Origin of the sequence: Glaciecola sp. SC05, assembly GCF_041380235.1 — a bacterium.
Taxonomy (GTDB): domain Bacteria; phylum Pseudomonadota; class Gammaproteobacteria; order Enterobacterales; family Alteromonadaceae; genus Glaciecola.
The window spans coordinates 34,945-60,705 of record NZ_JBGIYY010000015.1; the positions used below are offsets into that span (position 1 = coordinate 34,945).

Annotated in this window: 25 protein-coding genes; 13 read left to right on the top strand and 12 right to left on the bottom strand. The window is 44.4% G+C overall.

Going from position 1 to position 25,761, the window contains the following annotated elements; all coding sequences use genetic code 11:
- Positions 1 to 271: 271 nt before the first annotated feature.
- The 12 genes from AB9H30_RS13895 to AB9H30_RS13950 all read left to right on the top strand — a co-directional run bounded on the left by AB9H30_RS13895 (position 272) and on the right by AB9H30_RS13950 (position 15,791).
- On the top strand, positions 272 to 1,438 hold the full coding sequence (locus tag AB9H30_RS13895) for a hypothetical protein (RefSeq protein ID WP_371195370.1): 1,167 nt from the start codon (positions 272 to 274) through the stop codon (positions 1,436 to 1,438).
- 2 nt (positions 1,439 to 1,440) lie between these two features.
- The gene (locus AB9H30_RS13900) at positions 1,441 to 3,897 is read left to right on the top strand and encodes a LamG domain-containing protein (RefSeq protein WP_371195295.1); all 2,457 of its coding nucleotides are present in this window, start codon (positions 1,441 to 1,443) and stop codon (positions 3,895 to 3,897) included.
- A gap of 10 nt (positions 3,898 to 3,907) precedes the next feature.
- Entirely contained in the window at positions 3,908 to 5,548 is a 1,641-nt protein-coding gene (locus AB9H30_RS13905; RefSeq protein ID WP_371195296.1) for a hypothetical protein, read from the top strand.
- A 220-nt stretch (positions 5,549 to 5,768) separates the two neighbouring features.
- Positions 5,769 to 6,104 (top strand): metalloregulator ArsR/SmtB family transcription factor, encoded by a 336-nt coding sequence (locus AB9H30_RS13910; protein ID WP_371195297.1) that lies wholly within the window; start codon positions 5,769 to 5,771, stop codon positions 6,102 to 6,104.
- Positions 6,105 to 6,120: 16 nt separating this feature from the next.
- Positions 6,121 to 6,594: an arsenate reductase ArsC gene (locus AB9H30_RS13915; RefSeq protein WP_371195298.1), complete on the top strand. Its 474-nt coding sequence runs from the start codon at positions 6,121 to 6,123 to the stop codon at positions 6,592 to 6,594.
- A gap of 76 nt (positions 6,595 to 6,670) precedes the next feature.
- The gene (gene arsB, locus AB9H30_RS13920) at positions 6,671 to 7,687 is read left to right on the top strand and encodes an ACR3 family arsenite efflux transporter (RefSeq protein ID WP_371195299.1); all 1,017 of its coding nucleotides are present in this window, start codon (positions 6,671 to 6,673) and stop codon (positions 7,685 to 7,687) included.
- Between the two features lie 115 nt (positions 7,688 to 7,802).
- Positions 7,803 to 8,381: an RNA polymerase sigma factor gene (locus tag AB9H30_RS13925; protein ID WP_371195300.1), complete on the top strand. Its 579-nt coding sequence runs from the start codon at positions 7,803 to 7,805 to the stop codon at positions 8,379 to 8,381.
- Between the two features lie 5 nt (positions 8,382 to 8,386).
- A complete protein-coding gene (locus AB9H30_RS13930; protein WP_371195301.1) occupies positions 8,387 to 8,812 on the top strand; it encodes a FecR/PupR family sigma factor regulator in 426 nt (141 codons plus the stop codon).
- A 299-nt stretch (positions 8,813 to 9,111) separates the two neighbouring features.
- On the top strand, positions 9,112 to 12,108 hold the full coding sequence (locus tag AB9H30_RS13935) for a TonB-dependent receptor domain-containing protein (protein ID WP_371195302.1): 2,997 nt from the start codon (positions 9,112 to 9,114) through the stop codon (positions 12,106 to 12,108).
- A gap of 101 nt (positions 12,109 to 12,209) precedes the next feature.
- Positions 12,210 to 13,685: a DASS family sodium-coupled anion symporter gene (locus tag AB9H30_RS13940; protein ID WP_371195303.1), complete on the top strand. Its 1,476-nt coding sequence runs from the start codon at positions 12,210 to 12,212 to the stop codon at positions 13,683 to 13,685.
- The gene (locus AB9H30_RS13945) at positions 13,685 to 14,521 is read left to right on the top strand and encodes a DUF4886 domain-containing protein (RefSeq protein ID WP_371195304.1); all 837 of its coding nucleotides are present in this window, start codon (positions 13,685 to 13,687) and stop codon (positions 14,519 to 14,521) included. Before AB9H30_RS13940 ends, AB9H30_RS13945 begins: the two co-directional genes overlap by 1 nt.
- A gap of 16 nt (positions 14,522 to 14,537) precedes the next feature.
- Complete coding sequence (locus tag AB9H30_RS13950; RefSeq protein WP_371195305.1) at positions 14,538 to 15,791, top strand: M14 family metallopeptidase; 1,254 nt, start codon at positions 14,538 to 14,540, stop codon at positions 15,789 to 15,791.
- Here the strand turns inward: AB9H30_RS13950 and AB9H30_RS13955 are convergent.
- From AB9H30_RS13955 to AB9H30_RS13990, 8 genes are all read right to left on the bottom strand, one after another.
- The gene (locus AB9H30_RS13955) at positions 15,788 to 16,210 is read right to left on the bottom strand and encodes a hypothetical protein (RefSeq protein WP_371195306.1); all 423 of its coding nucleotides are present in this window, start codon (positions 16,208 to 16,210) and stop codon (positions 15,788 to 15,790) included. The genes AB9H30_RS13950 and AB9H30_RS13955 overlap by 4 nt on opposite strands.
- A gap of 149 nt (positions 16,211 to 16,359) precedes the next feature.
- On the bottom strand, positions 16,360 to 17,292 hold the full coding sequence (locus AB9H30_RS13960) for an FAD:protein FMN transferase (RefSeq protein ID WP_371195307.1): 933 nt from the start codon (positions 17,290 to 17,292) through the stop codon (positions 16,360 to 16,362).
- 32 nt (positions 17,293 to 17,324) lie between these two features.
- Positions 17,325 to 17,600 (bottom strand): hypothetical protein, encoded by a 276-nt coding sequence (locus AB9H30_RS13965; protein WP_371195308.1) that lies wholly within the window; start codon positions 17,598 to 17,600, stop codon positions 17,325 to 17,327.
- Positions 17,601 to 17,654: 54 nt separating this feature from the next.
- Entirely contained in the window at positions 17,655 to 17,906 is a 252-nt protein-coding gene (locus AB9H30_RS13970) for a Rho-binding antiterminator (RefSeq protein ID WP_371195309.1), read from the bottom strand.
- Entirely contained in the window at positions 17,903 to 18,283 is a 381-nt protein-coding gene (locus AB9H30_RS13975; protein ID WP_371195310.1) for a GFA family protein, read from the bottom strand. The genes AB9H30_RS13970 and AB9H30_RS13975 overlap by 4 nt, the downstream gene beginning before the upstream one ends.
- A 43-nt stretch (positions 18,284 to 18,326) precedes the next feature.
- Positions 18,327 to 19,226: a prenyltransferase gene (locus AB9H30_RS13980; protein ID WP_371195311.1), complete on the bottom strand. Its 900-nt coding sequence runs from the start codon at positions 19,224 to 19,226 to the stop codon at positions 18,327 to 18,329.
- A gap of 10 nt (positions 19,227 to 19,236) precedes the next feature.
- Positions 19,237 to 21,963: an aconitate hydratase AcnA gene (gene acnA, locus AB9H30_RS13985; RefSeq protein WP_371195312.1), complete on the bottom strand. Its 2,727-nt coding sequence runs from the start codon at positions 21,961 to 21,963 to the stop codon at positions 19,237 to 19,239.
- Positions 21,964 to 22,343: 380 nt separating this feature from the next.
- Positions 22,344 to 22,838, bottom strand: a complete 495-nt coding sequence (locus AB9H30_RS13990) for a DUF4440 domain-containing protein (RefSeq protein ID WP_371195313.1) — start codon at positions 22,836 to 22,838, stop codon at positions 22,344 to 22,346.
- 643 nt (positions 22,839 to 23,481) lie between these two features.
- Here AB9H30_RS13990 and AB9H30_RS13995 point away from each other — a divergent pair.
- Positions 23,482 to 23,895, top strand: a complete 414-nt coding sequence (locus AB9H30_RS13995) for a helix-turn-helix domain-containing protein (protein WP_371195314.1) — start codon at positions 23,482 to 23,484, stop codon at positions 23,893 to 23,895.
- 202 nt (positions 23,896 to 24,097) lie between these two features.
- Here AB9H30_RS13995 and AB9H30_RS14000 read toward each other — a convergent pair whose 3' ends face one another.
- From AB9H30_RS14000 to AB9H30_RS14015, 4 genes are all read right to left on the bottom strand, one after another.
- Positions 24,098 to 24,373: an addiction module antidote protein gene (locus tag AB9H30_RS14000; protein WP_371195315.1), complete on the bottom strand. Its 276-nt coding sequence runs from the start codon at positions 24,371 to 24,373 to the stop codon at positions 24,098 to 24,100.
- Between the two features lie 3 nt (positions 24,374 to 24,376).
- Positions 24,377 to 24,676 carry a type II toxin-antitoxin system RelE/ParE family toxin gene (locus tag AB9H30_RS14005; RefSeq protein WP_371195316.1) on the bottom strand — a complete coding sequence of 100 codons (300 nt, stop codon included), beginning with the start codon at positions 24,674 to 24,676 and terminating at the stop codon, positions 24,377 to 24,379.
- A 133-nt stretch (positions 24,677 to 24,809) separates the two neighbouring features.
- Positions 24,810 to 25,085: a hypothetical protein gene (locus tag AB9H30_RS14010; protein ID WP_371195317.1), complete on the bottom strand. Its 276-nt coding sequence runs from the start codon at positions 25,083 to 25,085 to the stop codon at positions 24,810 to 24,812.
- 64 nt (positions 25,086 to 25,149) lie between these two features.
- On the bottom strand, positions 25,150 to 25,725 hold the full coding sequence (locus tag AB9H30_RS14015; RefSeq protein WP_371195318.1) for a biotin transporter BioY: 576 nt from the start codon (positions 25,723 to 25,725) through the stop codon (positions 25,150 to 25,152).
- Positions 25,726 to 25,761: the final 36 nt, after the last annotated feature.

A 25,761-nucleotide genomic window follows, 5' to 3' on the forward strand; every position in this document is an offset into this window, starting at 1 on the left:
AAGCGCAAATACAAAAACATGCAGAAATAAAAAGTCGTGCACAAAGCACATTAAGGCGATAAAGACTTGTAAGACGCAAAAAGCGTGTTATCGAGATGGTTATCAAAAAGTACACCCTACGCCTCAACGCGATAACTAAATGAATGCTTAATGTGTGTATAAATGAGGAAAAGAGGAGTTAGTCATGCAAAATTTTATTGTTACTCAACATACCAACAGATCTCTGAAAAAGAGGTACGGCAAAAGAGTAGCGGCTGCAGGACTTAGTGCAATGTTAGCATTTAGTGCCAACGTCCATGCTGACTCGCTCACTCAGGCAAAGCGGATGCACGACCGTTTGGCAGGTGTTCCCGGCACGCAGCTTACCTTAGAAGAAATGGCCGATTTAATTACCCAAGGCAATCCCGAACAGGCCGCCTACCTTGCCATGCAATCACCTTCTTTTTACAACGTCACCTTAAAAAACTGGGTCACGCCATGGACTAACGAAGAAGCCGATGTATTTGCGCCATTGAATGATTACACCGCTACGGTGATTGGGATCGTGCGTGACGACATCGACTTTCGCGAAATTTTAATGGGTGACATTGTATATGTAGCGCAAGGCGTTTCTGGCATACCTGCCTACAGTTTAAATAATAACGACCACTATGAGAGTTTAGAGAATAACGGCATCGACTTGTCTAGCGCATTAGTGCAAAACACCCAGTCTGCCGTAAGCGGATTGCCTCCACAAGCAACTGCCGGCGTGATGACCACTCGCGGCGCCGCCAAGTCATTTTTTAAAGACGGCACCAACCGTGCAATGCTGCGCTTTACGCTGATGAACCACTTGTGCACAGACTTAGAGCAGCTTAAAGATACCAGTTTACCCCCTGACCGCATTCGACAAGATTTAAGCCGCAGTCCTGGTGGTGATAGCCGCATTTTTGCAAACTCCTGCGCGGGTTGCCATAACGGTATGGATCCTCTTGCCCAAGCCTTTGCTTACTATGAATACGAGTACAATGTAGGCTCCGACCCTGAGGGCGAAAATGGCCGTATTATCTACAACAGCGAAGGGCAAAACGACCCGCAGACCAACTCTCGCGTAACCGCTAAACACCGTATTAACAGTAATAATTTTCCATTTGGCTTTGTCATTGGCGATGATCGCTGGGACAACTATTGGCGCGAGGGTATCAATCAAACTCTTGGCTGGTCTGAGCAACTTAGCGGCTTTGGCTATGGCGCTAAAAGCATGGGTGAAGAGCTCGCAAATAGCAAAAAATTTGCCTCATGCCAAGTCACTAAAGTATTTGAAAACGTGTGTTTAAGACGCCCGCAAAACGCTGCCGACAGAGCGCTTATCGCGTCTGCCACCAATGACTTTATGAGCTCAGGATATCGCGTCAAAGAAGTCTTTGCACAAACCGCCACTTATTGCGCAGGAGAATAGCCATGAGACCGATTATTTCAGCTTTTGCCCTGTGCACCAGTATTCTATTGATCACCGCATGCGGTGGTGGCGGTGACACCCAGGTTCAAGAAACGCCTGTTCCACCGCCAACGAATGAGCCGGTTAGCAACTATAACGGCCCCGCATCAGCCACTACCGATGTGCAAAACTTTAAAATCAATGTATGGGATAACCTAGCCACAAAAAGCACCTGTGGCTCATGTCATGTGCAAGGCGAACAGTCACCATTCTTTGCTCGCAACGATGATGTGAATGAAGCCTACGCCATCGTAAACACATTAGTTAACAAAGGCTCTGTACCCGATTCACTATTGGTGACAAAAGTCGCCGGTGGTCACAACTGCTGGCTTACCAGCAACAACGCCTGCAGAGACATTATGATCAACTGGCTCGATGCTTGGATTGAAACCGATGAATCTGCCACCACCATTACCCTAGAAGCACCTGAAGCTAGAACCGTTGGCGCCAACAAAAATTTCCCTGCGTCCCCAGCGCTGTTTGCAAGCAACGTATACCCGTTACTGGAAACCTATTGTAGCGAATGTCATCAGTCAAGCGCATCTATACCTATTTCTCCTTTCATCGGCTCTAGCGATGTAACCGAAGCCTATTTGGCCGCGATTTCTAAACTCAATCTTGATGTACCCGCTGAAAGCCGTTTAGTTGCCAGAGTACGGGACGAGTTTCATAACTGCTGGGACGATTGTGCAGCAGACAGTCTTACACTCACAAACGCCATTGCCACTATGGCAGATGCCATTGAAGTGACTGAGCTTGACAGCAACTTGGTTTCTTCAAACGCGGTTGGTTTATTTGAAGGCACATTAGCTAGCGGTGGCGGTCGTTTTGAATCAAACCTGATTGCAAAATGGGAATTTAAAACTGGCTTTGGCAATACCGCATTTGATACCAGCGGCGTTTCACCGGCAATCGACTTAACACTATCAGGAAATTATGATTGGGTAGGCGGTTGGGGCATCCAGCTTAATGGCGGTAAGGCGCAAGGTTCCACCGCTAATAGTAAAAAATTACATGACCTAATTGTTGCCACCGGAGAATTTGCCATTGAAGCATGGGTGGCACCAGCGAATGTGATTCAAGAAGGGCCTGCTCGAATTATTAGTTACTCAGGTGGCGATGACAGACGTAACTTTATGTTAGGGCAAACCCTTTATAACTATAACGCGTTGGTTCGCAACGATAATACCGACAGCAATGGCGAGCCCGCCCTAAATACCGCAAATGCTGACGAGGACTTACAGGCAGCGCTTCAGCACGTGGTAGTTAACTACGATGGAAACGGTGGACGCAAAATATTTGTGAACGGCGAAGAAACCGGCGATAACGACCGTATCGAAGGAAGCGTGTTAAATACTTGGGACGATACCTTTGCTTTTGTAATTGGCAGTGAAGTCAGTGGCCGCTCTCCTTTCGCTGGCACCGTACGCATGGTTGCCATGCATAATCGCATATTAACCAGCGAGCAAGTTGCAAGTAATTTTGACGCGGGTATCGGTCAGAAATTCTATGTGATGTTTGGCATTAGTGAAGTCGTTAATGTGGCTGAAAGCTATGTGGTATTTGAAGTCAGTCAATTTGACAGCTTTAGCTATTTGTTTACTGAACCCTTCATGGTCAGTCTAGATGAAAATGCCAACTTAGACGGTATCACCCTTACCGGAATGCGGATTGGCATCAATGGTCGTGAAGAAAAAACCGGTCAGGTGTTTGCAACCCTAAATCTGAGTGTGGACGCAAGCAGTTCTAATGAGCTAGGTGGCAAGCCGATATCATCACAGGGAACCATTATACCACTGCAAAAAGGCCCTGAGCTTGATGAGTTCTTTTTGACCTTTGAGGTACTTGGCGACGCGCAGTCACAGAGGACAGCGGCGCAAGTCCCCATTGCCACAGAGGCGCAAGATATCGACGCTCAATCGGTCATAGGGGTTCGGAACTTTGACGAAATTTATGCCAGTATGTCGGCGCTCACAACCGTTAGCATCAACAATCCTGAGGTTCGCGCAACCTATACTCAACTTCGCCAGCAATTGCCGAGCGTCAGCAGTCTAGACAGTTTTTTGACCTCTAACCAAATGGCCATTACACAGCTGTCAATTAAGTACTGCGATGCTTTAGTCGAAGACACCTCGCTGCGAGCCAGTTATTTCCCAGACATGAATTTTAACGCCAATGCCAATAACGGTTTTTCAGGCGCGATGAAAGACGCGATTATTAACCCACTTAATCAGCGTATGTTGGGGGCCGGAATAAGCACTCAACCAGAACAAGACGATGTATATAACGAGGTCAGTAATTTAATTGACAGGCTCAGCGTATGCGCTAATCAAAATTCATGTAACGCCGAGACAACGAAAACCGTGGTAAAAGCCAGCTGCGCAGCGCTGTTAGGCAGTGCCGTAGTGGTCTTACAATAGGAATTATGTCATGAAAAAAACCTATAGCTTTACCTCAAAAAAGACTGCGTCAGTCGCCAGAGCCGTGCAAAAGGCACACGGTAAAGACGAAGCGCTTTACCATAACGACCATGCAAAACCTGTCACCCGCAGAGAGTTTATATCACAGGGCTTTTGTGCCGGAGCAGGGCTACTGGCAGGAGCATCGGTGCTAAGCATGTTTGCCAATCCTCGTCAGGCTAATGCGTCTTTATCATCAGATTTAGAGGCACTTAAACAAAGCTGCGGTATCGCCGCACAAGGTGCCGGTAAAATACCCTTTATTGTGTTTGATTTAGCCGGTGGTGCAAACATAGCCGGCTCAAATGTGTTGATTGGTGGCCGCGGCGGTCAACTGGACTTTTTAAGCACTCAAGGCTATTCCCGACAGGGGTTACCCGGCGACATGGTGCCTTCTATTGCCAACCCAGACAGTGGCTTATCTGATTTTATTAATACAGAACTTGGCTTAGCATTTCATGCTGACTCGGGCTTTTTACGAGGCATTCAAGACAAACTGTCAGTCATGAACCGAGCAAATGTAAATGGTGCGGTGATCCCCGCCCGCTCAGAAAATGATACTGGCAACAATCCACATAACCCGATGTACGGCATTAACAAAGCCGGAGCAGATGGTTCGTTGCTAACCTTAATCGGTTCGCGCAACTCAGACTCTGGTGGCAACTCTGTTGCACCCTTGAATTTAATGGACCCATCTAAACGCCCGACCAAGGTAGACCGTCCTTCTGACGTTACCGGGCTAGTTGATACCGGAGATTTGGTAGGACTATTAAGTCAAGATGATTCGGTAGCTGTAATGGAATCGATTCAGCGCATATCAGATATGAAACTAAACAAAGTCAGCACACAAATAACCAACGATGAAGTAATCAAAGACCTTGTACGCTGTGGCTACGTAAAGAGCGCGGATATTACCGACAGATTTGGCGATCCCAATACATTAAACCCTGCCGCAGACCCATTAATTGTTGGCGAGGGCGGCATATTTAGCGCAGACGAGTTTGCCTCTGATCGCGAGTTTCAAAAGACGGCCTCAGTGATGAAATTGGTTATGAATGGCTTTGCGGGCGCCGGCACGATCACCATGGGTGGCTACGATTACCATGTGGGCAATCGCGCCACCGGCGAAGTGCGTGATTTACGTGCAGGGCGCTGTATGGGTGCTGTGTTGGAATACGCGGCGCGGCTCGGCATGCCATTGATGATGTACGTATGCAGTGACGGCTCAGTATTCAGCAACGGCATGATAGATGACTCTGTAGACGGACGCGGCAAAGGCGTTTGGACCGGTGACAACTCATCTACCGCGGGTTCATTCTTTTTGGTCTATAACCCCAACGGCACGCCACAGCTAATAGGCGCAAATGAAGCACAGCAAGCCATGCATCAACAGCTGGGCTTTATGCGCCGCGACGGTAGCGTAGAAACCGCCGCCACTCCTGCAGCCAATAATGTTAATCTTTTGGTGGAAACCGTAGTGCTTAACTACCTTGCACTGCATGGTGAACAGGGGCGAATGTCAGAAGTCCTGCCGAACAACGGCTTAGGGAATGCTAATTTGATGGATTCACTTACCGCCTTCGCTCCGATAGTTAACGGCACCATTAGCTGAGCGAAGACACAACTTCATATCAAAATAAGGTGCGTCAGCCTGTTCAATGCGCACCTTATTTCTTGCAAATAAATGTAACTCCTGCGACCCATAAGCCTTGCTAAAAAAGCACCTAAACCTAGAATTTAATAAATAACTAGAACTCTGTATAAATAGGTGCTTTACCTTTATACCTATATATGTGATATTCCACATATGTTATTTATCACATGTGTACATTATGAACCCATGTACGTTCTTCAAGTGTCTTGCTGACGACACACGGCTCAAGTCACTTCTATTGATTGCAAAGACAAACGAAGCCTGCGTGTGCGACTTAATGGAAGCACTCCAACTTGACCAACCCAAAACATCTCGTCATTTAGCACAACTGCGTAAATGCGGCATTGTTGTGGATGAAAGGCGGGGTAAATGGGTATTTTATAAACTGCATCCAGAGCTTCCTGTATGGGCGCATGAGGTTATTTTAAGTGCTGCTAAGCACAACGATAGCTATTTTGGTGATGCGCTAAAAAAGTTAGTTTCATCGCGATCTTTAACCTTCTCTTGCTGTTAAGCTAAGGCCAACAACAATGAAAATTCTTTATATTTGCACGCATAACCGGTGCCGAAGTATCTTATCTGAAGCCATCACCAACCAAATTGCTGGAGATATTATTCAGGCAAAAAGTGCAGGTAGCCAACCTGTGGGTGAAGTACATCCTTTATCGCTAAAGTATCTAACACAAACTGGTTATGCGATTAACGGTTTACAAAGCCAGTCGTGGGATGACTTTGAAGATTTTCAGCCTGATGTGGTGATAACGGTATGCGATTCTGCGGCAGACGAAGCGTGTCCATTATATTTTGGCAATAGCCTAAAAGTGCATTGGGGCTTGAGCGACCCATCTAAAATCGAGGGTGATGAGGCACAAGTTGAACAAGGGTTTATAGCCTGCATTGATGAAATCGCAGAGCGAGTGCAAAAGCTCAAACGTATCGCTACCCAAGATTTAGATAAAGATGCACTTAAATCAGCGCTAGCTGAGATAGGTGTGCACCTATGAGAATGCAAGATACATCTATGCCTAATATTGAAAAGCGTCTTTTTGATACTCCTAGCATCAATAAAATGAGGTAATTATGGGCTTGTTTGAACGTTTCTTATCGGTATGGGTTGGCCTTGCCATCATTGTCGGCATTATTGCTGGGACCACCGTGCCAGACGCTTTTGCGGTAATTGCTAACTTTGAGTTTGCGCATGTAAATGTTGTCATTGCAGTACTCATTTGGTTAATGATTTACCCAATGATGGTGCAAGTCGACTTTTCATCCATCAAAGATGTGGGTAAAAAGCCCAAAGGTTTAGCATTGACCCTGGTAATTAACTGGTTAATCAAACCCTTCACTATGGCCTTTCTTGGCTGGCTATTTTTCAAAGTGTTGTTTGCCGACTGGGTTGATCCGGCAACCGCGACTGAATATATCGCGGGTATGATTTTACTCGGTGTTGCCCCTTGTACTGCCATGGTATTCGTATGGAGTGAAATGACCAAAGGTGATGCTAATTACACCTTAGTACAAGTATCAATTAATGACATCATTATGATTTTTGCCTTCGCACCCATTGCAGGTTTACTGCTTGGAGTGACCGATATTACCGTGCCGTGGGATACCTTGATATTGTCGGTAATGCTATATGTACTGGTTCCTTTGATCGCAGGAGCGCTTACTCGTAAAAAGTTAGATAACGGTAATGACCATTCAAAAATAAACTCGTTTCTAGCAAAGATGAAGCCTTGGTCGATTATTGGTTTACTGGCTACCGTGGCATTGTTATTCGGTTTTCAGGCGCAGACAATTTTATCAAAGCCAGAAGCCATCGTGTTAATTGCCATTCCCTTGCTGATTCAAACCTATGGTATTTTTGCGATTGCCTACTACATGGCAAAGCGCTTGAAGCTGCCTCACAATGTGGCGGCCCCCGCCGGTATGATTGGCACCTCTAACTTCTTTGAGCTCGCAGTGGCAGTGGCTATTTCAGTGTTTGGTCTGCATTCAGGAGCAGCGCTTGCAACCGTTGTTGGTGTGTTGGTGGAAGTGCCCGTGATGCTCTCGCTGGTCTGGTTTGCAAACCGCACTAGGCATTGGTTTACGTAATAAGCCTTAGGTAAAGCTGCGACAGCACTCAATAATTGCTTGCCATTGTTATACGCTAAGGCGTATATTTTAAAAAAACTCTTTGATACTGGGCAATTCATAAGGCATTCCCTCGATGATTGAAACCTGCAAAGCGCAGCAGACAGATGTGATATTTTCAGAATTCCACGATGCGGTGTTTTATCGGATCATTGATACCTTAGCACCTCTTATTGGTGATGTTGAGGGCGAAGAGGTTGCTCAAGAGGCACTGCTTAAAGTGTTTCTTCTTATCCAAAAAAACAATAGTTTTGATAACTTTCGTGAAAGCCTATTTGCAATGAAACCACTGGCCTTTGTAATTGCCAAAAACATGGCCTTGTCGCGTATTCGTCATAAAAAAGTAAGAGAAAAGTTTCACGAAATAGAACGGCTAAAGCAAGCTAACGCGAGCATCAAAAGTATCGAGTCTACAGTGATAAATGACCATCAAACACAATTGATGCTAGAAGCCGTCAATCATCTCCCGCCTATCTGCCGACAGGTGTTTATTCACCGTAAACTGTACGGAAAAAGTCATACAGACATTGCACAAATGCTCAGCATTTCAACTAAAACCGTCGAGAATCATTTAGCAAAAGGGCTAAAGCTATGTCGCCAATACATCGTTAAACAGCATATCAAAGCCTCATCAATGGAAAAGAAACGAGCGTAAATGCAATGAATATTGACGATTGGACCGGCACCGAAATTAGCGATGACGTTATCGACCAAGCCGCTTTTTGGGTAGCAGCACTAGACGCAGATGATACGCAAGCCGTCGATTATCGGCCATCAACCCCGTTACTGGAGACCCAACTGGGCTTTTATGCTTGGTTAGACAAAGATCCCGTGCACCAAATGGCTTTCGCACAAGTGTCCGAATTATGGGCCAAAACATCCTGCTTAAAACACGCCGAACACATGCTAGAACCTTCTAAAATCTTGCCATTTCCGAAGCGCGCTGCCAAAAAGTCGAGGAATGATGGACCTTTATTACAAGATCAGCGTGTTGAAGTAGCCGCTCCTGAATGGGCGTACAATTTAGTTATCGGTATCATTTCGCTTGGTTTTGTTCTGTCTTTTGTGCCTTTACAGATAGTTTAAGACACTGTCAGAATCATTATGATCAGCTACTAACCGTCGATACGTCATATGCTTCCTTGCAAGAAGGTGTATTAGCCATATTTCCTTTTCAAATAAGCAATTTGACAGCATACAACACAGCACATCAAAGACCTCAAATAATTACATTTTACGAGGTAATTTATACGCACTAATTTTGTCAATATCCCAATGTGTAAATTAATTGTAAATTTTTATAGGGGTTTTTCTGTTATGGTGCGTTTATATATTAAATAGCTTCACATACACAAAACACACTCAAAAAAATAATAGGTAACTAGATGAACACATTCAAATTGAATACCTTGCGCAAAACAAAAACACTTAGCAAAATTTCCTTAGCGGTCGCACTTGCCGTTTCAGCCGGCGCATATGCACAAGATGCTCCTCCACCAGACGGTGAAGAAGTCGAAAAAATCAGCGTAGTTGGTTCAAACCTTAGAGGCGGACCAGTAGCCGATACATTGGCAGTCTCGGTAATTGGCGCTGAAGAAATTGGTCAGCTAGGCATTGACTCTATAGATGACCTGCTCCAACTGATTCCAGAAAATGGCCAAAACTTTTTTAACGAAGCAGAAAACATTGGCGGTGGCGTCAATGCCGCCCGCGGTGATGTTGGTACCTATAACCTGCGCAACTTAGGCACAGGTAATACCCTCGTGCTGCTAAACGGTCGCAGAATGGTCAACTCTGCCGCATATCAAACTGAAGAAGTCGGCGGTAGTTTTGTACCGGTTAGCTCGGTTAACGTCAACACCATACCGGTGCATGGTCTTAACCGCGTGGAAGTGCTTCGCGATGGCGCGTCGGCGATCTATGGCGCAGATGCGGTAGCCGGCGTAGTTAACCATGTCTTAAAATCTGACTTTGTGGGATTTAATATCACAGGCCGCCTAGCTGGGTACGACAATATTCCGCGCGAAACGCAGACCTTAACGGTAGAGTGGGGTAAAGATTTCAACGGCGGGCGCACTAACATCAGCATGTTTGGTAGTTACTTCAGTCGTGACCGAGTTAATTCACAAGACGACCCGCGCTGGGCAGATTCAGATTTCCGCAGTCGCATTCCAGAGGGCTCACTATGGGAAGGCGATATACGCTTTAGAAACGATACCGCCAATTCACTATTTGGCCAATTTGACCTTGTCAGCAGCGCCTCTGCTGCTGGTTTAAATTCGATGTTTACCGATAACGCAGGCGAATTTGAAACCTATCCTATTGGCGATGAGAGATGCCAATACAATATTAACGCCACCACCTGTGGCGCCAGAGATGGCCAAGGAACCTTCAGACTCAACCTGAATGCAGACCGTGATCTAAGCTCTGAGTTAGAGCGGACCAACTTTTTCTTATTTTTAAATCATGAGTTCAAAAATGGCGTAGAGAGCTTTACTGAGTTTTCTTTATACCAAGCCAAAACCAATTTAAGACGCCATGCCACGGCGCCATTTACCTCATCTAGATTGAGAGTGGGTGCAGAAAACTATTACAACCCCTTTGGCCCCTGTGGGTCACCTAACCGCTTGGACGCCAGCCTCATTCCTAATGTGCCTTGCGAAGGTTTAGAACTGGTCATAGACAACTATCGCTTTGCCGAGTTACCGCGTATTGTCGATAATGACGGTGAGTCATTTAGATTCTTACAAGGCTTTAGAGGCACAACGGGTGAATGGGATTGGGAAGGTGCTTTTACTTACTCCAAAGCGACCAAAGAAGATTTAACTCGCAACCGCGTTTCAAATTTGCTGATCACCGAAGCACTATTTGACTCGACGCCTGCAGCTTATAACCCCTTTAGCGGCGGAGTTGATTCGAATATCGAGCGCGCTCTTGTGGATGTTGTTCGAAACAACGAAACTGAACTCACAACGGTCGATTTTAAAATGGCCAATATGGAAATTTATACGCTTCCTGCCGGACCGGTGGGTTTTGTAGCGGGTATGGAATATCGTGAAGAGTCATTCATCGATGATAGAGATGACCGCTTAGACGGAACCATCGCCTTTACCGATTTTGAAGGTGATACCTACCCCTTCGTATCTGACGTAGTCAACTCAAGCCCTACTCCAGACAGCAGTGGTGAGCGCAGCGTCATATCATTCTTTGCTGAAATGCAAATTCCTGTATTAGAGAACTTAGATGTGCAAGCGGCGATTCGCTATGAAGATTTCTCTGATGTAGGCGACACCACCGTAGGAAAGCTAGCCTTTGGGTGGAAGCCAACCGACTACTTTATGCTGCGAGGCTCATGGTCAACCGCATTTCGAGCACCGAACCTGATTACCATTAACGAAAGTATTGTTGCTCGAAATAACACGCGTACTGATTTTGCCTGCTTATACGCAGCAGAATTTGGCGGTGATCCAAACCAAGACACCTTAGATTGTGTTAATTCAATACAGCGTATTGCTCAAGGCTCAGAAAATCTAGAGCCCGAAGAGTCTGTTAATACTAACCTAGGCATTGTATTGACCCCTGTTGAAGACCTTACGATCACCTTAGATTATTGGTCGATAGAAAAAGAAAATACCATTGGTCTGTTTGGTGAAGAAAACCACACCTTATTAGATCTACTGTTACGCTTAGAAAATGGCGGCACAAACTGTGGTAGCGCCACCTTTAACCCAGCGGTGACACGTCAATCAGCGGACGCCGGTGAAAGTGCCATATATACGGCTGCTGGCATCTGCCCTGCTGGCGATATTCAATTCATAGACGACCAATACGCGAACCTTGATACGCGCACGCTGGCTGGTTTTGACTTGGGTATTTACTATAACTTAGATACTGATTTAGGTAGATTCAGATTCAGCTATAACGGTTCGTTTTTAGAAGAATTTGAACAAGAAGCGGGTGGTGATTCAGCACGTATAGTAGCAGCCCAAGAAAGCGGCGCAATCCCGGCTAGCTTCCCAGTAGACGGATTTGCCGATTTGATTGGTCGTGATGGGAATCAAGAGCAGCGTCATTCAGCAAGGGTATCGTGGCGTAAAAGCGGATTTGGTGCTTCTTTGAGCGGTAACCGTATTGGTAGTTTTTATCAAAGTTCATTGACTCTTGATGACGGGACTCAATACATCATTCCAGCTATGACGACTTATAATGCTACCTTCGACTATAATTTCGATATAAGTGAAGTCGATACTAGAGTACGATTAGGCGTAAGAAACTTAACCGACGAGCGTGCGCCACTGGCTGACCGTTTCTTTGGTTTCTTTTCAGACGCGCATAGAGACTATGGCCGCAGTTACTATCTTGATGTGAGAGCGCGCTTCTAGGGCCCTATAAGCATTCAAGGAAAATTTAAGGTGAAAGCAGATGGCAGACCTTGGCATCTGCTTTTCACTTTGAGCTTGTTGGAAGTAACTGAGGAGTAACAATGGAATCTGCTGAAGTCAGCGACCATGCGCGCGCGCGATATCAAGATATAGGGCTGATTTTAGGTCCGTTATTATTCGCATTCATGATGCTGTTTGATGCATCACAAACCACTATGGAGCCGGCCGCGTGGCGGGTGGCAGCGGTGGGCATTTGGATGGCAACTTGGTGGGCAACCGAAGCGGTTTCAGTTCCCGTTACCGCATTTTTACCCATCGTTACCTTTCCATTTTTAACTATCTCTAGCATGGCGGAAACCACTTCTCACTATGCGAACCCAATTATTTATCTTTTTTTAGGCGCTTTTATACTGGCACTTGCCGTAGAAAAATGGATGTTGCACAAGCGTATAGCGTTAGCCATTTTAACGGTCACCGGGACCGATGGGCGACGCCTGATTGGCGGCTTTATGCTGGTTGCTGCGCTACTTTCAATGTGGATGACCAACACCTCCACCACCATGATGCTGATGCCCATCGCGTTATCGGTCGCAAAAGTCATCGCTGACAACAACACGCATTTATCACCTAAACAAACCAAAGCATTTCAAGTTGCCATGCTGCTTGGGCTTGCATATGCTGCAACGATAGGAGGGCTGGCTACCTTAGTTGGCACGCCGCCAAACGCTTTATTAGCAGCTTTTTTAAGCGACAACTATGGCATTAAAATCACCTTTGCCAGTTGGATGCTAGTAGGTGTCCCGGTAATGTTAGTAATGCTGCCGCTAGCCTGGCTGTCTCTTACTCGCTTTACCTTTAAAATCGATATTCCTGCAAACCCGGCCGTAAATGCATACTTAATCAAGCTAAGAAATGAACTCGGCCCAATGTCAGTTGCTGAAAAGCGGGTTGCCACCGTATTTGCCTTAGTCGTGATATTTTGGATATTGCGTCGCCCTATTTCGGCATGGTTAGGTATCGACTTTTTAAGCGACACCGGCATTGTTATGGCTGCAGCACTATTGCTGTTTCTGTTGCCCAGCGGCAATCCACAACAACCACAAATTATGGTGTGGGAAAATGTACATCGCTTGCCGTGGGGAGTACTAATATTGTTTGGTGGCGGATTGAGTTTAGCAGCTGCTGTATCAGGCTCAGGACTGGCTACTTATTTAGGTTCAAGTTTGACGCCATTAGGCGGTTTAGGCATATTTGTGTTAGTGGTCGCTGCTACCGGTTTAGTGATTTTTTTGACCGAATTGACCAGTAATGTGGCCACCGCCGCGACCTTTTTACCCGTAGTTGCTGCAGTGGCACTAGAATTAGGCGTTTCACCACTGCTGTTGTGTATTCCCATTACATTAGCCGCAAGTTGTGCATTTATGCTGCCGGTTGCCACCCCTCCAAACGCTATTGTATTTGCCTCGGGCGTTTTGACCATTCCACAGATGGTAAAAGCAGGTGCTATTCTTAATATTATTGGTATGATTCTGCTCTCGATAGTCTCTATTTGGCTTGCACCATGGGTATTCTTGTAATGATTTTAAAGCATCCTACCGCACAAAGATTAGCTTATCTGCTTTGCAGTGTGTTCTTACTGTTAGCAAGCACAGCATTTAGCGTCATTGCATCAGAACAGGCACCTGAGGAAAAGCAAACCCTAGATAAAGTCCTGTTTGTTGGCAATAGCTTTAGCTTTTATAACAACGGTATCCATAATCATTTAGGTAGCTTAATCCGAGCTGAGGGAAATTGGCAGCGTGGAAAAAATCGATTACGACTGCAAACCCTGTCCGGTGGCCACATCCATGAGCAGCTAGAAGGATTGCAGGCAACATTAAGCAATGACCGACTAGGATGGCAGGCGGTGGTTTTGCAAGCTCACAGCAATGAAGCGGTGCTAAAAAGCAAACAGGCTCGCTTTACAAGCTCCCTCAAGCAAGCTATTGATATTGTCAGAGGCCATCGGTTAGAGCCTATTTTATTTATGACATGGGGCTACAAAGACGACCCAAAAATGTCGCAAGCATTAGCAGAGGCTTATATTGAGCAAGCTGAAAAGCATAATGTGCATCTTGTTCCGGTAGGCTTAGCCTTTGCTCAAGCTGCTAAAGCCTTGCCTAATGTGGAATTGTTTGTGCCAGATGTATTGGGAATAGAAGACACTGCTGCGGGCAACATAATTACTTATCGCGAAGAGTGGAAGCACCCAAGTGTTGCTGGCACGTATCTCGCTGCCTGCGTTTTTTACGCCAGTCTTTATCAAAAATCACCTTTGGGTAATCCTTTTACAGCAGGCCTAGATCCAGATGTTGCGAGCGCTCTGCAGTCACTGAGTTGGCAAATTGTTTCCGACTTTCAAAGTCGGTCTTAAATCATAGGATAAGTAAATGAATATACCTAATTTGACAGCCTTTCAGGATACCCTGCGACGTCGAAGCTACGCGCCTTTGCTTCTAATTATTTTTACAACCTTTTGTCTAACTGGGTTTTCTGCTCAAGCTTGTGATTTTGAGCGTGTTAAATTTGACGCTCAATTTGATGCCGGGCGATTAGATGCCTGCGAAATGGTGACCACCGGCGCTATAGAAGAAACACATCAAACGCATTTTATACTGTCGGTAAATCCCGAAAACACCCCAATTAATCCTAGCCCTTGGTATGCCTTTTCGGCAGTCGCAAAAGGTGCTGATCATACGATTTCGGTCAGTATAGTCGCAAGCGACGCCAAGCCTCGATATACCCCGAAAGTCAGTACTGACAAGCAACATTGGACGCCTATAGACTTTCATGTCGATTCTGAAGGTTTACATTTTGAGCTGGCATTGAGCAGCGAACCAATTTATGTTGCCGCCCAAGAAATTATCGTTAATGACGACTATCAAGCATGGATGCAAAAAGACGCCATCCAATCTCTATTTACCATTGAGCAGGTTGGCACTTCAGTGCAAGAAAGACCAATTTATGGAATGGTAGCAACACAGGAACAAAATAAAGAGTGGTTGTTGATAGTGGGTCGCCAACATCCTCCAGAAATTACCGGTGCGATTGCTTTGTTTGCATTTGTCGAAAAAATGAGTGCTAACTCCGAACTTCAACAGGCATTTTTTAAGCGCTTTAATGTGCTAGTAGTGCCAATGATAAACCCAGATGGCGTTGTTGCCGGAAACTGGCGTCACAATATAAATGGCGTTGACCTGAATCGAGACTGGGGGAAATTTACCCAGCCTGAGACAACGACTACTTTCAATTATTTTCGGTCGCGTTTGAAACAAGACCATCGGCTCGTTTTCGCATTAGATTTTCACTCAACCCAGCAAGATATTTTTTATACGATGCCTGAAGAATATGGCCTTGTTCCGGCTGATTTTGCGCAGCGCTGGATCGAGCAGTTAAAAGAACAACGACTTGGATCGTTCACAGTAAGGGAGCGGCCCGGCTCAAGCCCAGGTAGAGGGGTATTCAAGCAGTTTATTGCAGACAATTTTAGGGTGCATTCGGTTACCTATGAAATGGGCGATAACACTGAGCGTCCGCTGATTAAACACATAGCGCACAAGAGCGCAGAAATAATGATGCAGCAAATGTTGGCAACACCAGCCGAAGCTTTCATTCCTAAAGCCATCGACGAGTCAGTAGATTAATCTGGCTCGCTTATCGTAACCGGCATCCATGTTTTATCCCAACGGGCTTTTTTATCTTTTGGAGATAAAGACTGAATAGACACTGGCGTGGCAACCGAAAGAAGGTCAGCATCATATAAGCAATCAGAGTTAACAGAGCCGATAAGAACGCCGTCAACTTCGGTCGTGACCGCTACAATTTGCTCACAATTCATGCACTTCAAAAACTCAGCTTGTCGCGAACCTTGTGTGATATGTTCGAGGCTAATGGTGCTGACAAGCTCTAAAGATCCGCTTGGATCCGATAAAAATACAAGGTCGTTGTCAGAGCAAAAATCACAATCGCAAGCCCTCGGTGAATAGCTTGATAAAGGTTCTGGTAGCCTTACATAGAGCTCGATTTGGTTACAGTCACAAGTACCAGAATGAAAAACAGACAATCAACATAATCCAACGGAAATCAGACTTTAAAGGGTACCATCTGTTTGCGTATGGACTAAATGCGAAAATCTCTGTGTATTGAAGTCGACTCTTCGTTTTTTATGTATTGTTAGTTTTTTTGGAGTGTTTCTGTGTGCTTTACCTGTGCTTACCGCCCAAGACCATTTGAATAATGCATGCGGCGATGGTTATCCATCACAATGGCTTCAAATTCGGGCAAGCTATTAATCAAGCCGATACCGTTCTCAAGACCCATCACAAAGACTGCTGTAGATAGGGCGTCGTTGTAAACCGACTCAGGTCCAATTATCGAAACCGATTGCACTTCATAACTAGAGCGCCCGGTTTTAGGTGACAAAATATGGTGGTAACGTTGACCATCTTCTTCAAAGTAGCGCTCATAGTCTCCGGAAGTAGACATTGCCGAATCTTCTAAGGGGATCACAACCGCTTGTTTGTTGGCGTCGCGAGGATCGCGAATGCCTACTATCCATGGTTTACCCATACGATCACCGAGCAATCGAGTATCACCTCCTGCGCTTACTAATGCATGCTCAATGCCCATGGCTTTCAGTGCCCGAATAGCGTTATCTACTGCATAACCTTTTGCGATTCCGCCTAAATCTATCTTAACATCAGGGTGTGCAAAATAGACGCTTTGACTAGCGTCATCGAGGACGATGTGTCGGTAGTCTATTGCTTCTATTAATGCATCGATAGATTCATCGTTCGGGCGCTTTTTTTCTCGGTAATCATACAAATAACCAACACTCGCGAAGGTAATGTCAAACGCACCATTAGTGAGCTCAGATAGCTCTCTAGACAATGACAACACTTTGAACATTTCATCACTCACTTCCATAGGCGCATTCGACGCTCTAAGATTGAGTTGTGACAGCTCACTGCTCTGTATATATGGGCTCATTAACTGATTAATATGCTCCATTTCTATCATTACTTGATCTAGCGCTTTTTGACGAAGGTCTGGGTCAATATGGAACACCTCAGCTCGAATATTTGTGCCCATGATGCCGGCGGTTTGCTCTTGCCACTGCGCAACACAAACAAAAGGTGTCAACAAGATACAAAACGCCATGAGCCCAGTTAGAACTCTCATAACACCCACATACTCATGACTAAGGTGCTGGCCAATAACGCGAGTCCAGAAAATACATATTTTGCTGGATATCGCGTGCGCTGCCAGTTCAACAAACAATAGAGAGTGGTTAAGGGCATAAATATAATGCAGGCTATAGCAAACACTGTGTTGTTATTTGCAAAAGCTGCTGCGATAGTGATCAAGCTACCCACAAAAAACAGTGTGATCCCAATCGCGCCCGACATGGTTACGGCGATCACGAGATACATATTGGCATCGGTAAAATTCATAATAAATTCGGCTTTTTGGCGAATATAGGTTGCATATTAAGAGTGTAGCGCGATTCAAACACGACTGATATCGACTTTGCTAAAATATGAGTTATGGGTAATAGACTCCATGCTTTCAATACCAATCAGAGCAATTTTGATTGGGTCATGATCTCTCTCAAGTAAAATAGCCTCTTGATTGTCAACGGTGCGAGTTGTATCAAGTGCAAGACCCTCGATAAGGTCGCCATTAAGCATATATAAACGCACGCGTAAACGATACATACAGGCAATTTCGAGGTAATCATGCGCCTTACACGTAATCATTTTGATTTATGCGCAAGCGTATAAGCATTGTTTTCCCAGTTCTGCCCATCAAAGTCAGCTATTTTTACTGTCGCAGGCAAACTGTCTAGGCAGTGTAAATTGACGCTCACCCCATCTGGATTAGAGCGCGGGGTATAAAAAGGCTTTATCCCACAGACCCTACAAAAAGTATGCTTGGCAATCTTGGTGTTAAAGGTATAAGTGGTCAAATATTCTTCGCCTTTGACCAATATAAAATCCCGAAGCGGCACAATTACATGGATAAGACCGCTCTTGTGACATATTGAACAGTTGCATCTGTCAGATTCTACAACATCGGGCAAATTAACCTTAAACGTGACTGCTTGGCAATGACAACTCCCCGAGTATTGACGCATGTTTTTTATTCTCTATATACTGACGTTTAAAGTGAACCTAGTATTATGCAAGAAACAAGGTGAATGCAAGAATAAGGGGAACAACGAGCGTTACTAAAACATTTAAGCCTAAAATAGGCAGTATCGCTTGTACATTATTTGGTTCAAATTGCTTGGCCTTAATTGCTATCAATATACTAACGGGAAGCCCTATTAAGCTGAGTAAGCTCAAATCTGGCAGTAGCGAGGCAAATACCGATATCAGCACACTCATGTATGCCAACATCGCCAACACAAAATAGCTGAGGGCCGCGCTTTGATAACCGTAACGAATCACAAAATGATCGCGCCCGACACTTTTATCAACAATAGCGTCTGGGAACTGATTAAGAAGTAATAAGTTATTTACTAAACAAAAAACCGGTAAGCTGATGCAAACAATTAAGGGGTCGACTCTGCCGGTTAGCGCGGCATATGTTCCGATCACCATAAGCAAACCAAAACCTAAGCCCGGTGCAAACAAACACAGCCAAGGATTTCGGTTAAGCCAAGGTGTATATGTGAGCACCACCAAAATGCCAATTAGGCCGATAACACTCATCACAACGTGCACTTGTGATATCACATATATGCCCAGCAGGGTCAAAGCAAAAAGACTTAGTAAACCAAAGCCCTTAACCGCTTTTAATGCAGATGGGTTATCTTGCAAGGCACCGCTGCCACCGCTAAACGGTGTTTTTTCAGTGCGTTCATCTAAACCACTTGTTGCATCATGATATTCATTCAACAAATTCACGCTGATATGCCCCAAAGTAGCAATACCGAAACAAGACATCACTAACGCCACATTAATTTGGGCCTGCGCATACACTGATGCAGCGACTCCCACCAACACACAAACAGGCGCTAAAATAATGAATTTAGGACGGCTTGCTTTTACAATAGTAGCGAATGTTGACTGCATATCTGACCACTTAGCGCTTTGCTAGATCTCTAAGTACGTAATGCAAAATCCCGCCGTGCTGATAGTATTCCCACTCACTGTTGGTATCGATGCGCACTTTTGCTTCAAAATCAACGATACTGCCATCTGGACGCTTAGCGCTGACCTTAATCACCTCTGGTTTACTTTCCAAGCTAGAAAAACTAAAACTTTCTTCGCCGCTTAGCTGATGAGTATCGGCGCTTTCTTGCGGCATAAATTCAAGCGGTAAGACACCAAAACCCACCAAATTCGAGCGATGAATACGTTCGTAGCTAGCTGCAATGACGACTTCAATGCCCAATAGTTTAGTGCCTTTCGCTGCCCAATCGCGAGATGAGCCTGTACCGTACTCTTTGCCTGCCAACACAACTAAGGGAGTCTTAGTTGCCTTGTACTTCATCGCTGCATCGTAAATACTGCATATTTTTTGATCGGGGAAATAGCAGGTGAACCCTCCTTCTGTTCCGGGTGCCAGTAAATTTTTTAATCTTACATTAGCGAAGGTTCCCCGCATCATTACTTCGTGATTACCACGTCGAGACCCTAGGCTATTGAAATCTTTAGCATCCACTTGTTGCGCTAATAAATATTTACCCGCTGGCGTGTCTTGCGCGATAGCGCCTGCAGGAGAGATGTGGTCAGTCGTAATAGAATCTCCGACTTTTACTAAGCATCGGGCGTTTTGCACACTGGGGATCGCATCGACCTGATTAGACATAGTGTCAAAGTAAGGAGGGTTTTTTACATAGGTAGAATCGGGCCAGCTGTAGGTTTCACCTTCTGGTACAGGCAATGACTTCCACTGTTCAGTGCCCTCAAATACATCTTGATAGCGGCTTTGATACATTTGTGCCGATAATGAGGAAGCCACTAAATCACTAATTTCTGATTGCGTGGGCCAAATGTCTTTTAAAAATACCGCTTGGTTTTGTTCGTCATAGCCGAGGGGATCTTTGTATATATCTATCGTCATACTACCTGCAATTGCATAAGCCACAACTAATGGCGGCGACGCTAAATAGTTTGCTCTGACATCCTGATGTATTCTTCCTTCAAAGTTACGGTTGCCAGATAGCACCGAGCAAGCAGTTAACTTACCTTTTTGAATGGCATCGCTAACTGCATCGGGGAGTGGCCCAGAGTTACCAATGCATGTAGTGCAGCCAAATCCCACTACATCAAAGCCCAACGCTTTCAGCGGAGCCATAACGCCGGCTTGTTCAAGATACGCCGGCACGACTTGTGAGCCTGGCGCTAAGGAAGTTTTTACCCAAGGTTTCGGTTTTAAACCTCTGGCCAATGCTTTTTGAGCAACCAACCCTGCTGCCAACATAACCGCAGGGTTAGAGGTGTTGGTACAAGAAGTGATAGCGGCGATGACGATATCGCCATGTTTTAATGAGCTTTGTTCGCCTTCTATCTTAATATCTACGGCATCTGAAACTTGGGTTTTGCCTACGGCATTTGCCCCTCCCTCGTCGGCAAAACGCGATAGAGTTTGATCCGCTAACTCAATGCCTAAAATTTGCATATGTTTAACGAACTCACTTTTAGCCTCACTTAGCGAAATTCTGTCTTGTGGTCGCTTAGGTCCGGCAATACTGGGCACGACTTCTTGCATATTTAGCGACAGGCTGTCGCTGTAATTCGCGCTTGGACTGCCGTCTTCTCGCCACATGCCTTGCGCCTTTGCATACGCTTCTACTATATCTATCTGGCCTTGCTCTCGTCCGCTCAGTTTCATGTAGCTTAGGGTTTCGTTATCGATAGGAAAAATACCGCACGTTGCACCGTATTCTGGCGCCATATTGGCAATCGTGGCTCTATCGGCCAGTGGTAAATTGCTTAAACCATCGCCATAAAACTCGACGAATTTGCCTACGACTCCTTTTTTCCTCAACATTTGCGTGACGGTTAATACAAGATCGGTTGCGGTAGCGCCTTCTGGCAGTTTCCCAGAAAGTTCGAAACCAATAACCTGTGGTAATAACATACTGATAGGCTGCCCGAGCATAGCGGCTTCGGCTTCAATGCCGCCTACCCCCCAACCAAGCACTCCTAGACCATTAATCATGGTGGTATGCGAATCAGTGCCAACTAAAGTATCAGGGTAGAGCAGTTTTTCATGATCACGCTCACCTTGCATAATCACACTGGCTAAGTACTCCAGATTAACTTGATGCACAATGCCGGTGCCCGGCGGCACGACTCTGAAATTTGAAAAAGCTTTTTGACCCCAGCGTAAAAATTGGTAGCGCTCTTTATTGCGCTCAAACTCAATTTTTGTATTCTTTACAAGCGAATCTTCAGTGCCAAAAAAATCCACCATAACTGAGTGATCTATGACCAAATCGACGGGTACCAGCGGATTTATAGACTTAGCGTTGCCGCCCAACTTTACAACGGCATCGCGCATTGCGGCCAAATCAACAATAGCGGGGACCCCAGTAAAGTCTTGCAATACTACTCTAGCGGGCGTAAATGCAACTTGTTCTAGGGGGGTGGCTGATGCGTCCCAATCACAAATAGATACGATATCTTGTGCACTAACATGCAGACTGTCTTCGTTGCGCAGTAAATTCTCAAGCAACACCTTCATGGCAAAGGGCAGTCGTGATATCGCGTCTTGCTTAGGCAAACGAGTGATGTCGAAGATATGGTATTGCTCGCCACCAATCTTTATGTGCCTTTTGGTATGAAAACTATTATTGCTCATAGATTCTCCTTGGTTTCATTCTTATCGATGGCTGCTAAATTGCGTAGCTTCTGGCAGTTACTGCTTATCAGGAAGCGCGCGGGTTCAGCAAACAAAGCCTTAAGACCTGTCTCAAATTAGTATAGCTAGAATTTTATAGCAAGCTTAAGTAAGTAGTGTGAGAATTGGACGAATAGGATTAGTTTCACCCGAAATGGGCTTTTACATATTTGGTAGTAGATGTAAGCCTTACTAGATCTTTAAGATTAAAAATATCCTTTACACATATAAAGAGCACGTCAATCAGTGGGTATTGACTGACAAGTACCCGGCATTAGGAGACATAGGATAGTTGTGGGAGTTCAACTTTTGACTCTTGAGGTAATCGATTTCATTAAAAATTATTGAGCACTTTTGAATGGACAGGTATCAAGAAGTTCGCTACCCACGGCACCATCAGAATTGAAAATATCGGCATAAATTAGCCATTCACCAGTTTCCTGTTTTTTTCGAATTTCCATAAATTTCCCTACATCTATCCCAAAACCACCCTTACCGTCAGGGATAGAGACGCAAGATCGACCTCTAACGTAAGCAATATGATTGCTACCAGATATTTCTTGAATCTCAAAAGCTATACGAAATCCACTTTCATTCTTTTCTTGCCATGATGCAATGTCCTGCCGACCAACTATGGCAACGCTGTTAGGAGGCATCATTGTAGCGTTTAATGCAAATAAATCAGCAAGTCCGGACCAGTCGTTTTGATTATATGCGTTTACCCACTCTTTTGACGACGCTTTGATATCATTTAGATCCTGTGCTGATAACTCAGCTGAGCTTGATTGAAAAGCTATAATGAACGACAAAATTATCATTAGTATTGAAGCCTTCATTAGAAATTCCTTTTTTTCTGCAAAGTAAGTGATGTGTGAGTATGCTTAGATTAAAAATCTGTAGCAACTGATTAATTCAGAAGTATTGGCCATAAGTCATTGTGGTTCGCGTTATTCTGAAATTTAGAAGTTCTCAAACCGCATGCTTTTGCAGCCTAACCATCGATATGATGTATTCAGTTTGGTCATCAAGAATCGCTTGAACAAGATTAATTTACCGAAAACCGGCACGCCTCCTTACTTACATTTTCTCTTGATCAACTTGGACTCAAATACGGCAATTGCGGACGTACGAGCATGATTATATCAAATGAGCGATTAGTGCCAGGAGCCGACATATCACCGTCCGATAATACGAATCAAAAATTGATAGCGGACATTTAAATTTTGCCACTTGACTGTCTCTTTTGAGAGCGAAAGCGGAAGTACAAACACCCGTCATGACGTCGAAGGACGGCATCTTTTAAACCTACCTCTGAAAGTCAGTAGTGAGAGCGAAAAGGGGCGTTGGTTATAGCCTTGATGTTTGATTGGACAGAGAATAGTATAAATCTATAGTGTCGCGTGCGTGTCGCCCTAGTTTCGTCACCGACAAATAAAGTTTTTAGTTAGAGTTTGTTATCTCAAACACTAGGAGTGATAAATGATTATAAAAAAATTGCGAGAAAAGAAAAACTGGTCTCAAGAGCAATTGGCTATTATGTGTGGTTTAAGCACACGTACAATTCAACGTATTGAGTCTGGTAATAACGCTAGTATTGAATCTTTAAAATCACTTTCCGCTGTTTTTGAGGTAGATATTCAAACTTTAACAAAGGAAATTACTGTGATAGATAAAGAATCAGCAGCTTGGAAAGCTGAGCCTCTATGGTTTCGATATCAGTTTTTTGGAATCAAAACTAAGCGCCATGCTCAAATAGGCGAATTTGTATTGATAGCATTGGGGTTATATTTGGCCTATTTCAGCACAACTCATCACATTGCGTGGGTTGCATTTGCTGGCGCTTATATTTTTAGCAAATTATTCCATAGAATGGATATTAAGAACTTATGGTAAGCATTAAAAAGCCTGTAGAACAAAACTAATATCTGTAAACGGCTCTGGTGCTAGCCGAGCCGTTTTTTTCTAAAAAATCCATGATAGTTTCGTAAGTTAACAGCTATTTTTTGCAATAAAAACAGTAAGGAAAAAGAGTCGAATTCGTTATATATTCTGAACAGATTAGTCTGAACATCTCCAATGGAAGCGCTGCCGAAAATCAAGCTGCATGCGTAAGATCAACGTTAAGTACTTTCATCACTTTTTTGACCGTATCCCAGCGTGGACTAACTTTACCGTTAAATGATTTATATAGACTCTCACGATTAACACCAATTGTTTCGGCAATATCAGCTACGCCATGTTTTTTAACTAAGTGATTAAGTGCGCCAATAAATACTTTAGGATCATCATCATTGAAACACTCAATTAAAAATTCATTAATTTCTTCTTGAGTTTCCATGTAATCAAATGGGTTAAATGGTTTTGTTTTCATAAACTATACCTCGACTTGCTCATTAATAGACTTTGCATGCTTAATATCTGACGCTTGCGTGTCTTTGTTACCACCACTCAAAAGTAAAATTAGCTTTCCATTTCTTATAGAAAAGTAAACGCGATAGCCCTTTCCGATAAAAATCCGCATTTCACTTACACCAGCGCCAACGGCCTTTATATCGCCAAGATTCCCCGCTTCAGCTCTCAATATTCGTTTGCTAATCGAGTTCACTGCTTGCTTGTCTTTCAGCTTTAATAGCCATCGATCAAAGTGCTCTGTAGTGATGATTTCATATTTCATTACTACATTGTAGCTTAAAAGCTACTTTGGTCAAGATTTGATTTTGTCCATGTTAAAGGACAGAGTTATTGTTTTGGACAATGCTTAATTATTTATAAACAAGCTACGTCCGCAAAGGAGGTGCAGCCGACTGTCAGCAGAAAACCTTCAATGGCGGCTTTAGGGAATTGAAGTTAGAAATTCCAATATGGCCGTTATTCGTAGGCATTGCGGTCATTTTCAGTAAAAACTCAATGGCGGCAATCTGCCCAAAACGGTCTGTCATAGATTGGGTTTTTAATTGCAAAAACCCTCCCAATCTTGAGCCAAAATGTGAACCGGCTACAGCTGCTTTTTGTCTCACAACGGCCAAACTAAAAATCGTTTTCCAAGCAGTGCTAGGTTTATCGATGCAAATCAGAAAGAGCACTTTGTAACCTCACAATGCAAATAGCCCTTATTTTTGACTTAAAGATCTCAAGTTATATAGCGATTTAAAACCTATTTACTAAGGTCTTGATCGAATAAAACACTGGGAAGACTGCTGCACCAAGGACTATTTTAATCAAAGCACCGAGCACAAATGGGTATAGGCCATAAGTTAAAGCCTGATTAATCCCTATAGAGACGCTCAAATGCACAACGCCGAAAAGCAAAATAGTGATCGTACCGACGGTCATAGCGATAATTGCGTTAAATATTCCTCTTTGCGGATATTGTCTACCTATATAGGAGATTAGCCCCGCACCAATTACGAAACCATATAAGTATCCGCCAGTATTACCAATCAGCACTGAAAAACCGCTACTACCCTCTGCAAAAACCGGTAGACCCAGTATTCCTAGCAATAAATATAATACGACGGCTAAAATTGCAACAACAGGCCGATTTGCATAAGCGAACACCAACACCGCAAAGGTTTGCCAAGTTCCGGGAATATCTGTGTCGAGTAGGGGCACTTGAAGCGGCAGCTGTGCCGAAAGAGCAATTACTGCTGCGCCTGCTGTTATTAGAAGCGAACTGCTGCTAATGGTTTGTGATTGCTGCGATGTATTACTCTTGTTCTGCATTTGGATATTCAATACCTATTAGAACCGATTGTGACT

Coding starts and splice junctions, on each gene's coding strand:
- AB9H30_RS13895 (WP_371195370.1), top strand. CDS start 272: ATGTTAGCATTTAGTGCCAACGTCCATGCTGACTCGCTCACTCAGGCA.
- AB9H30_RS13900 (WP_371195295.1), top strand. CDS start 1,441: ATGAGACCGATTATTTCAGCTTTTGCCCTGTGCACCAGTATTCTATTG.
- AB9H30_RS13905 (WP_371195296.1), top strand. CDS start 3,908: ATGAAAAAAACCTATAGCTTTACCTCAAAAAAGACTGCGTCAGTCGCC.
- AB9H30_RS13910 (WP_371195297.1), top strand. CDS start 5,769: ATGAACCCATGTACGTTCTTCAAGTGTCTTGCTGACGACACACGGCTC.
- AB9H30_RS13915 (WP_371195298.1), top strand. CDS start 6,121: ATGAAAATTCTTTATATTTGCACGCATAACCGGTGCCGAAGTATCTTA.
- arsB (WP_371195299.1), top strand. CDS start 6,671: ATGGGCTTGTTTGAACGTTTCTTATCGGTATGGGTTGGCCTTGCCATC.
- AB9H30_RS13925 (WP_371195300.1), top strand. CDS start 7,803: ATGATTGAAACCTGCAAAGCGCAGCAGACAGATGTGATATTTTCAGAA.
- AB9H30_RS13930 (WP_371195301.1), top strand. CDS start 8,387: ATGAATATTGACGATTGGACCGGCACCGAAATTAGCGATGACGTTATC.
- AB9H30_RS13935 (WP_371195302.1), top strand. CDS start 9,112: ATGAACACATTCAAATTGAATACCTTGCGCAAAACAAAAACACTTAGC.
- AB9H30_RS13940 (WP_371195303.1), top strand. CDS start 12,210: ATGGAATCTGCTGAAGTCAGCGACCATGCGCGCGCGCGATATCAAGAT.
- AB9H30_RS13945 (WP_371195304.1), top strand. CDS start 13,685: ATGATTTTAAAGCATCCTACCGCACAAAGATTAGCTTATCTGCTTTGC.
- AB9H30_RS13950 (WP_371195305.1), top strand. CDS start 14,538: ATGAATATACCTAATTTGACAGCCTTTCAGGATACCCTGCGACGTCGA.
- AB9H30_RS13965 (WP_371195308.1), bottom strand. CDS start 17,600: ATGAATTTTACCGATGCCAATATGTATCTCGTGATCGCCGTAACCATG.
- AB9H30_RS13970 (WP_371195309.1), bottom strand. CDS start 17,906: ATGATTACGTGTAAGGCGCATGATTACCTCGAAATTGCCTGTATGTAT.
- AB9H30_RS13975 (WP_371195310.1), bottom strand. CDS start 18,283: ATGCGTCAATACTCGGGGAGTTGTCATTGCCAAGCAGTCACGTTTAAG.
- AB9H30_RS13980 (WP_371195311.1), bottom strand. CDS start 19,226: ATGCAGTCAACATTCGCTACTATTGTAAAAGCAAGCCGTCCTAAATTC.
- acnA (WP_371195312.1), bottom strand. CDS start 21,963: ATGAGCAATAATAGTTTTCATACCAAAAGGCACATAAAGATTGGTGGC.
- AB9H30_RS13990 (WP_371195313.1), bottom strand. CDS start 22,838: ATGAAGGCTTCAATACTAATGATAATTTTGTCGTTCATTATAGCTTTT.
- AB9H30_RS13995 (WP_371195314.1), top strand. CDS start 23,482: ATGATTATAAAAAAATTGCGAGAAAAGAAAAACTGGTCTCAAGAGCAA.
- AB9H30_RS14000 (WP_371195315.1), bottom strand. CDS start 24,373: ATGAAAACAAAACCATTTAACCCATTTGATTACATGGAAACTCAAGAA.
- AB9H30_RS14005 (WP_371195316.1), bottom strand. CDS start 24,676: ATGAAATATGAAATCATCACTACAGAGCACTTTGATCGATGGCTATTA.
- AB9H30_RS14015 (WP_371195318.1), bottom strand. CDS start 25,725: ATGCAGAACAAGAGTAATACATCGCAGCAATCACAAACCATTAGCAGC.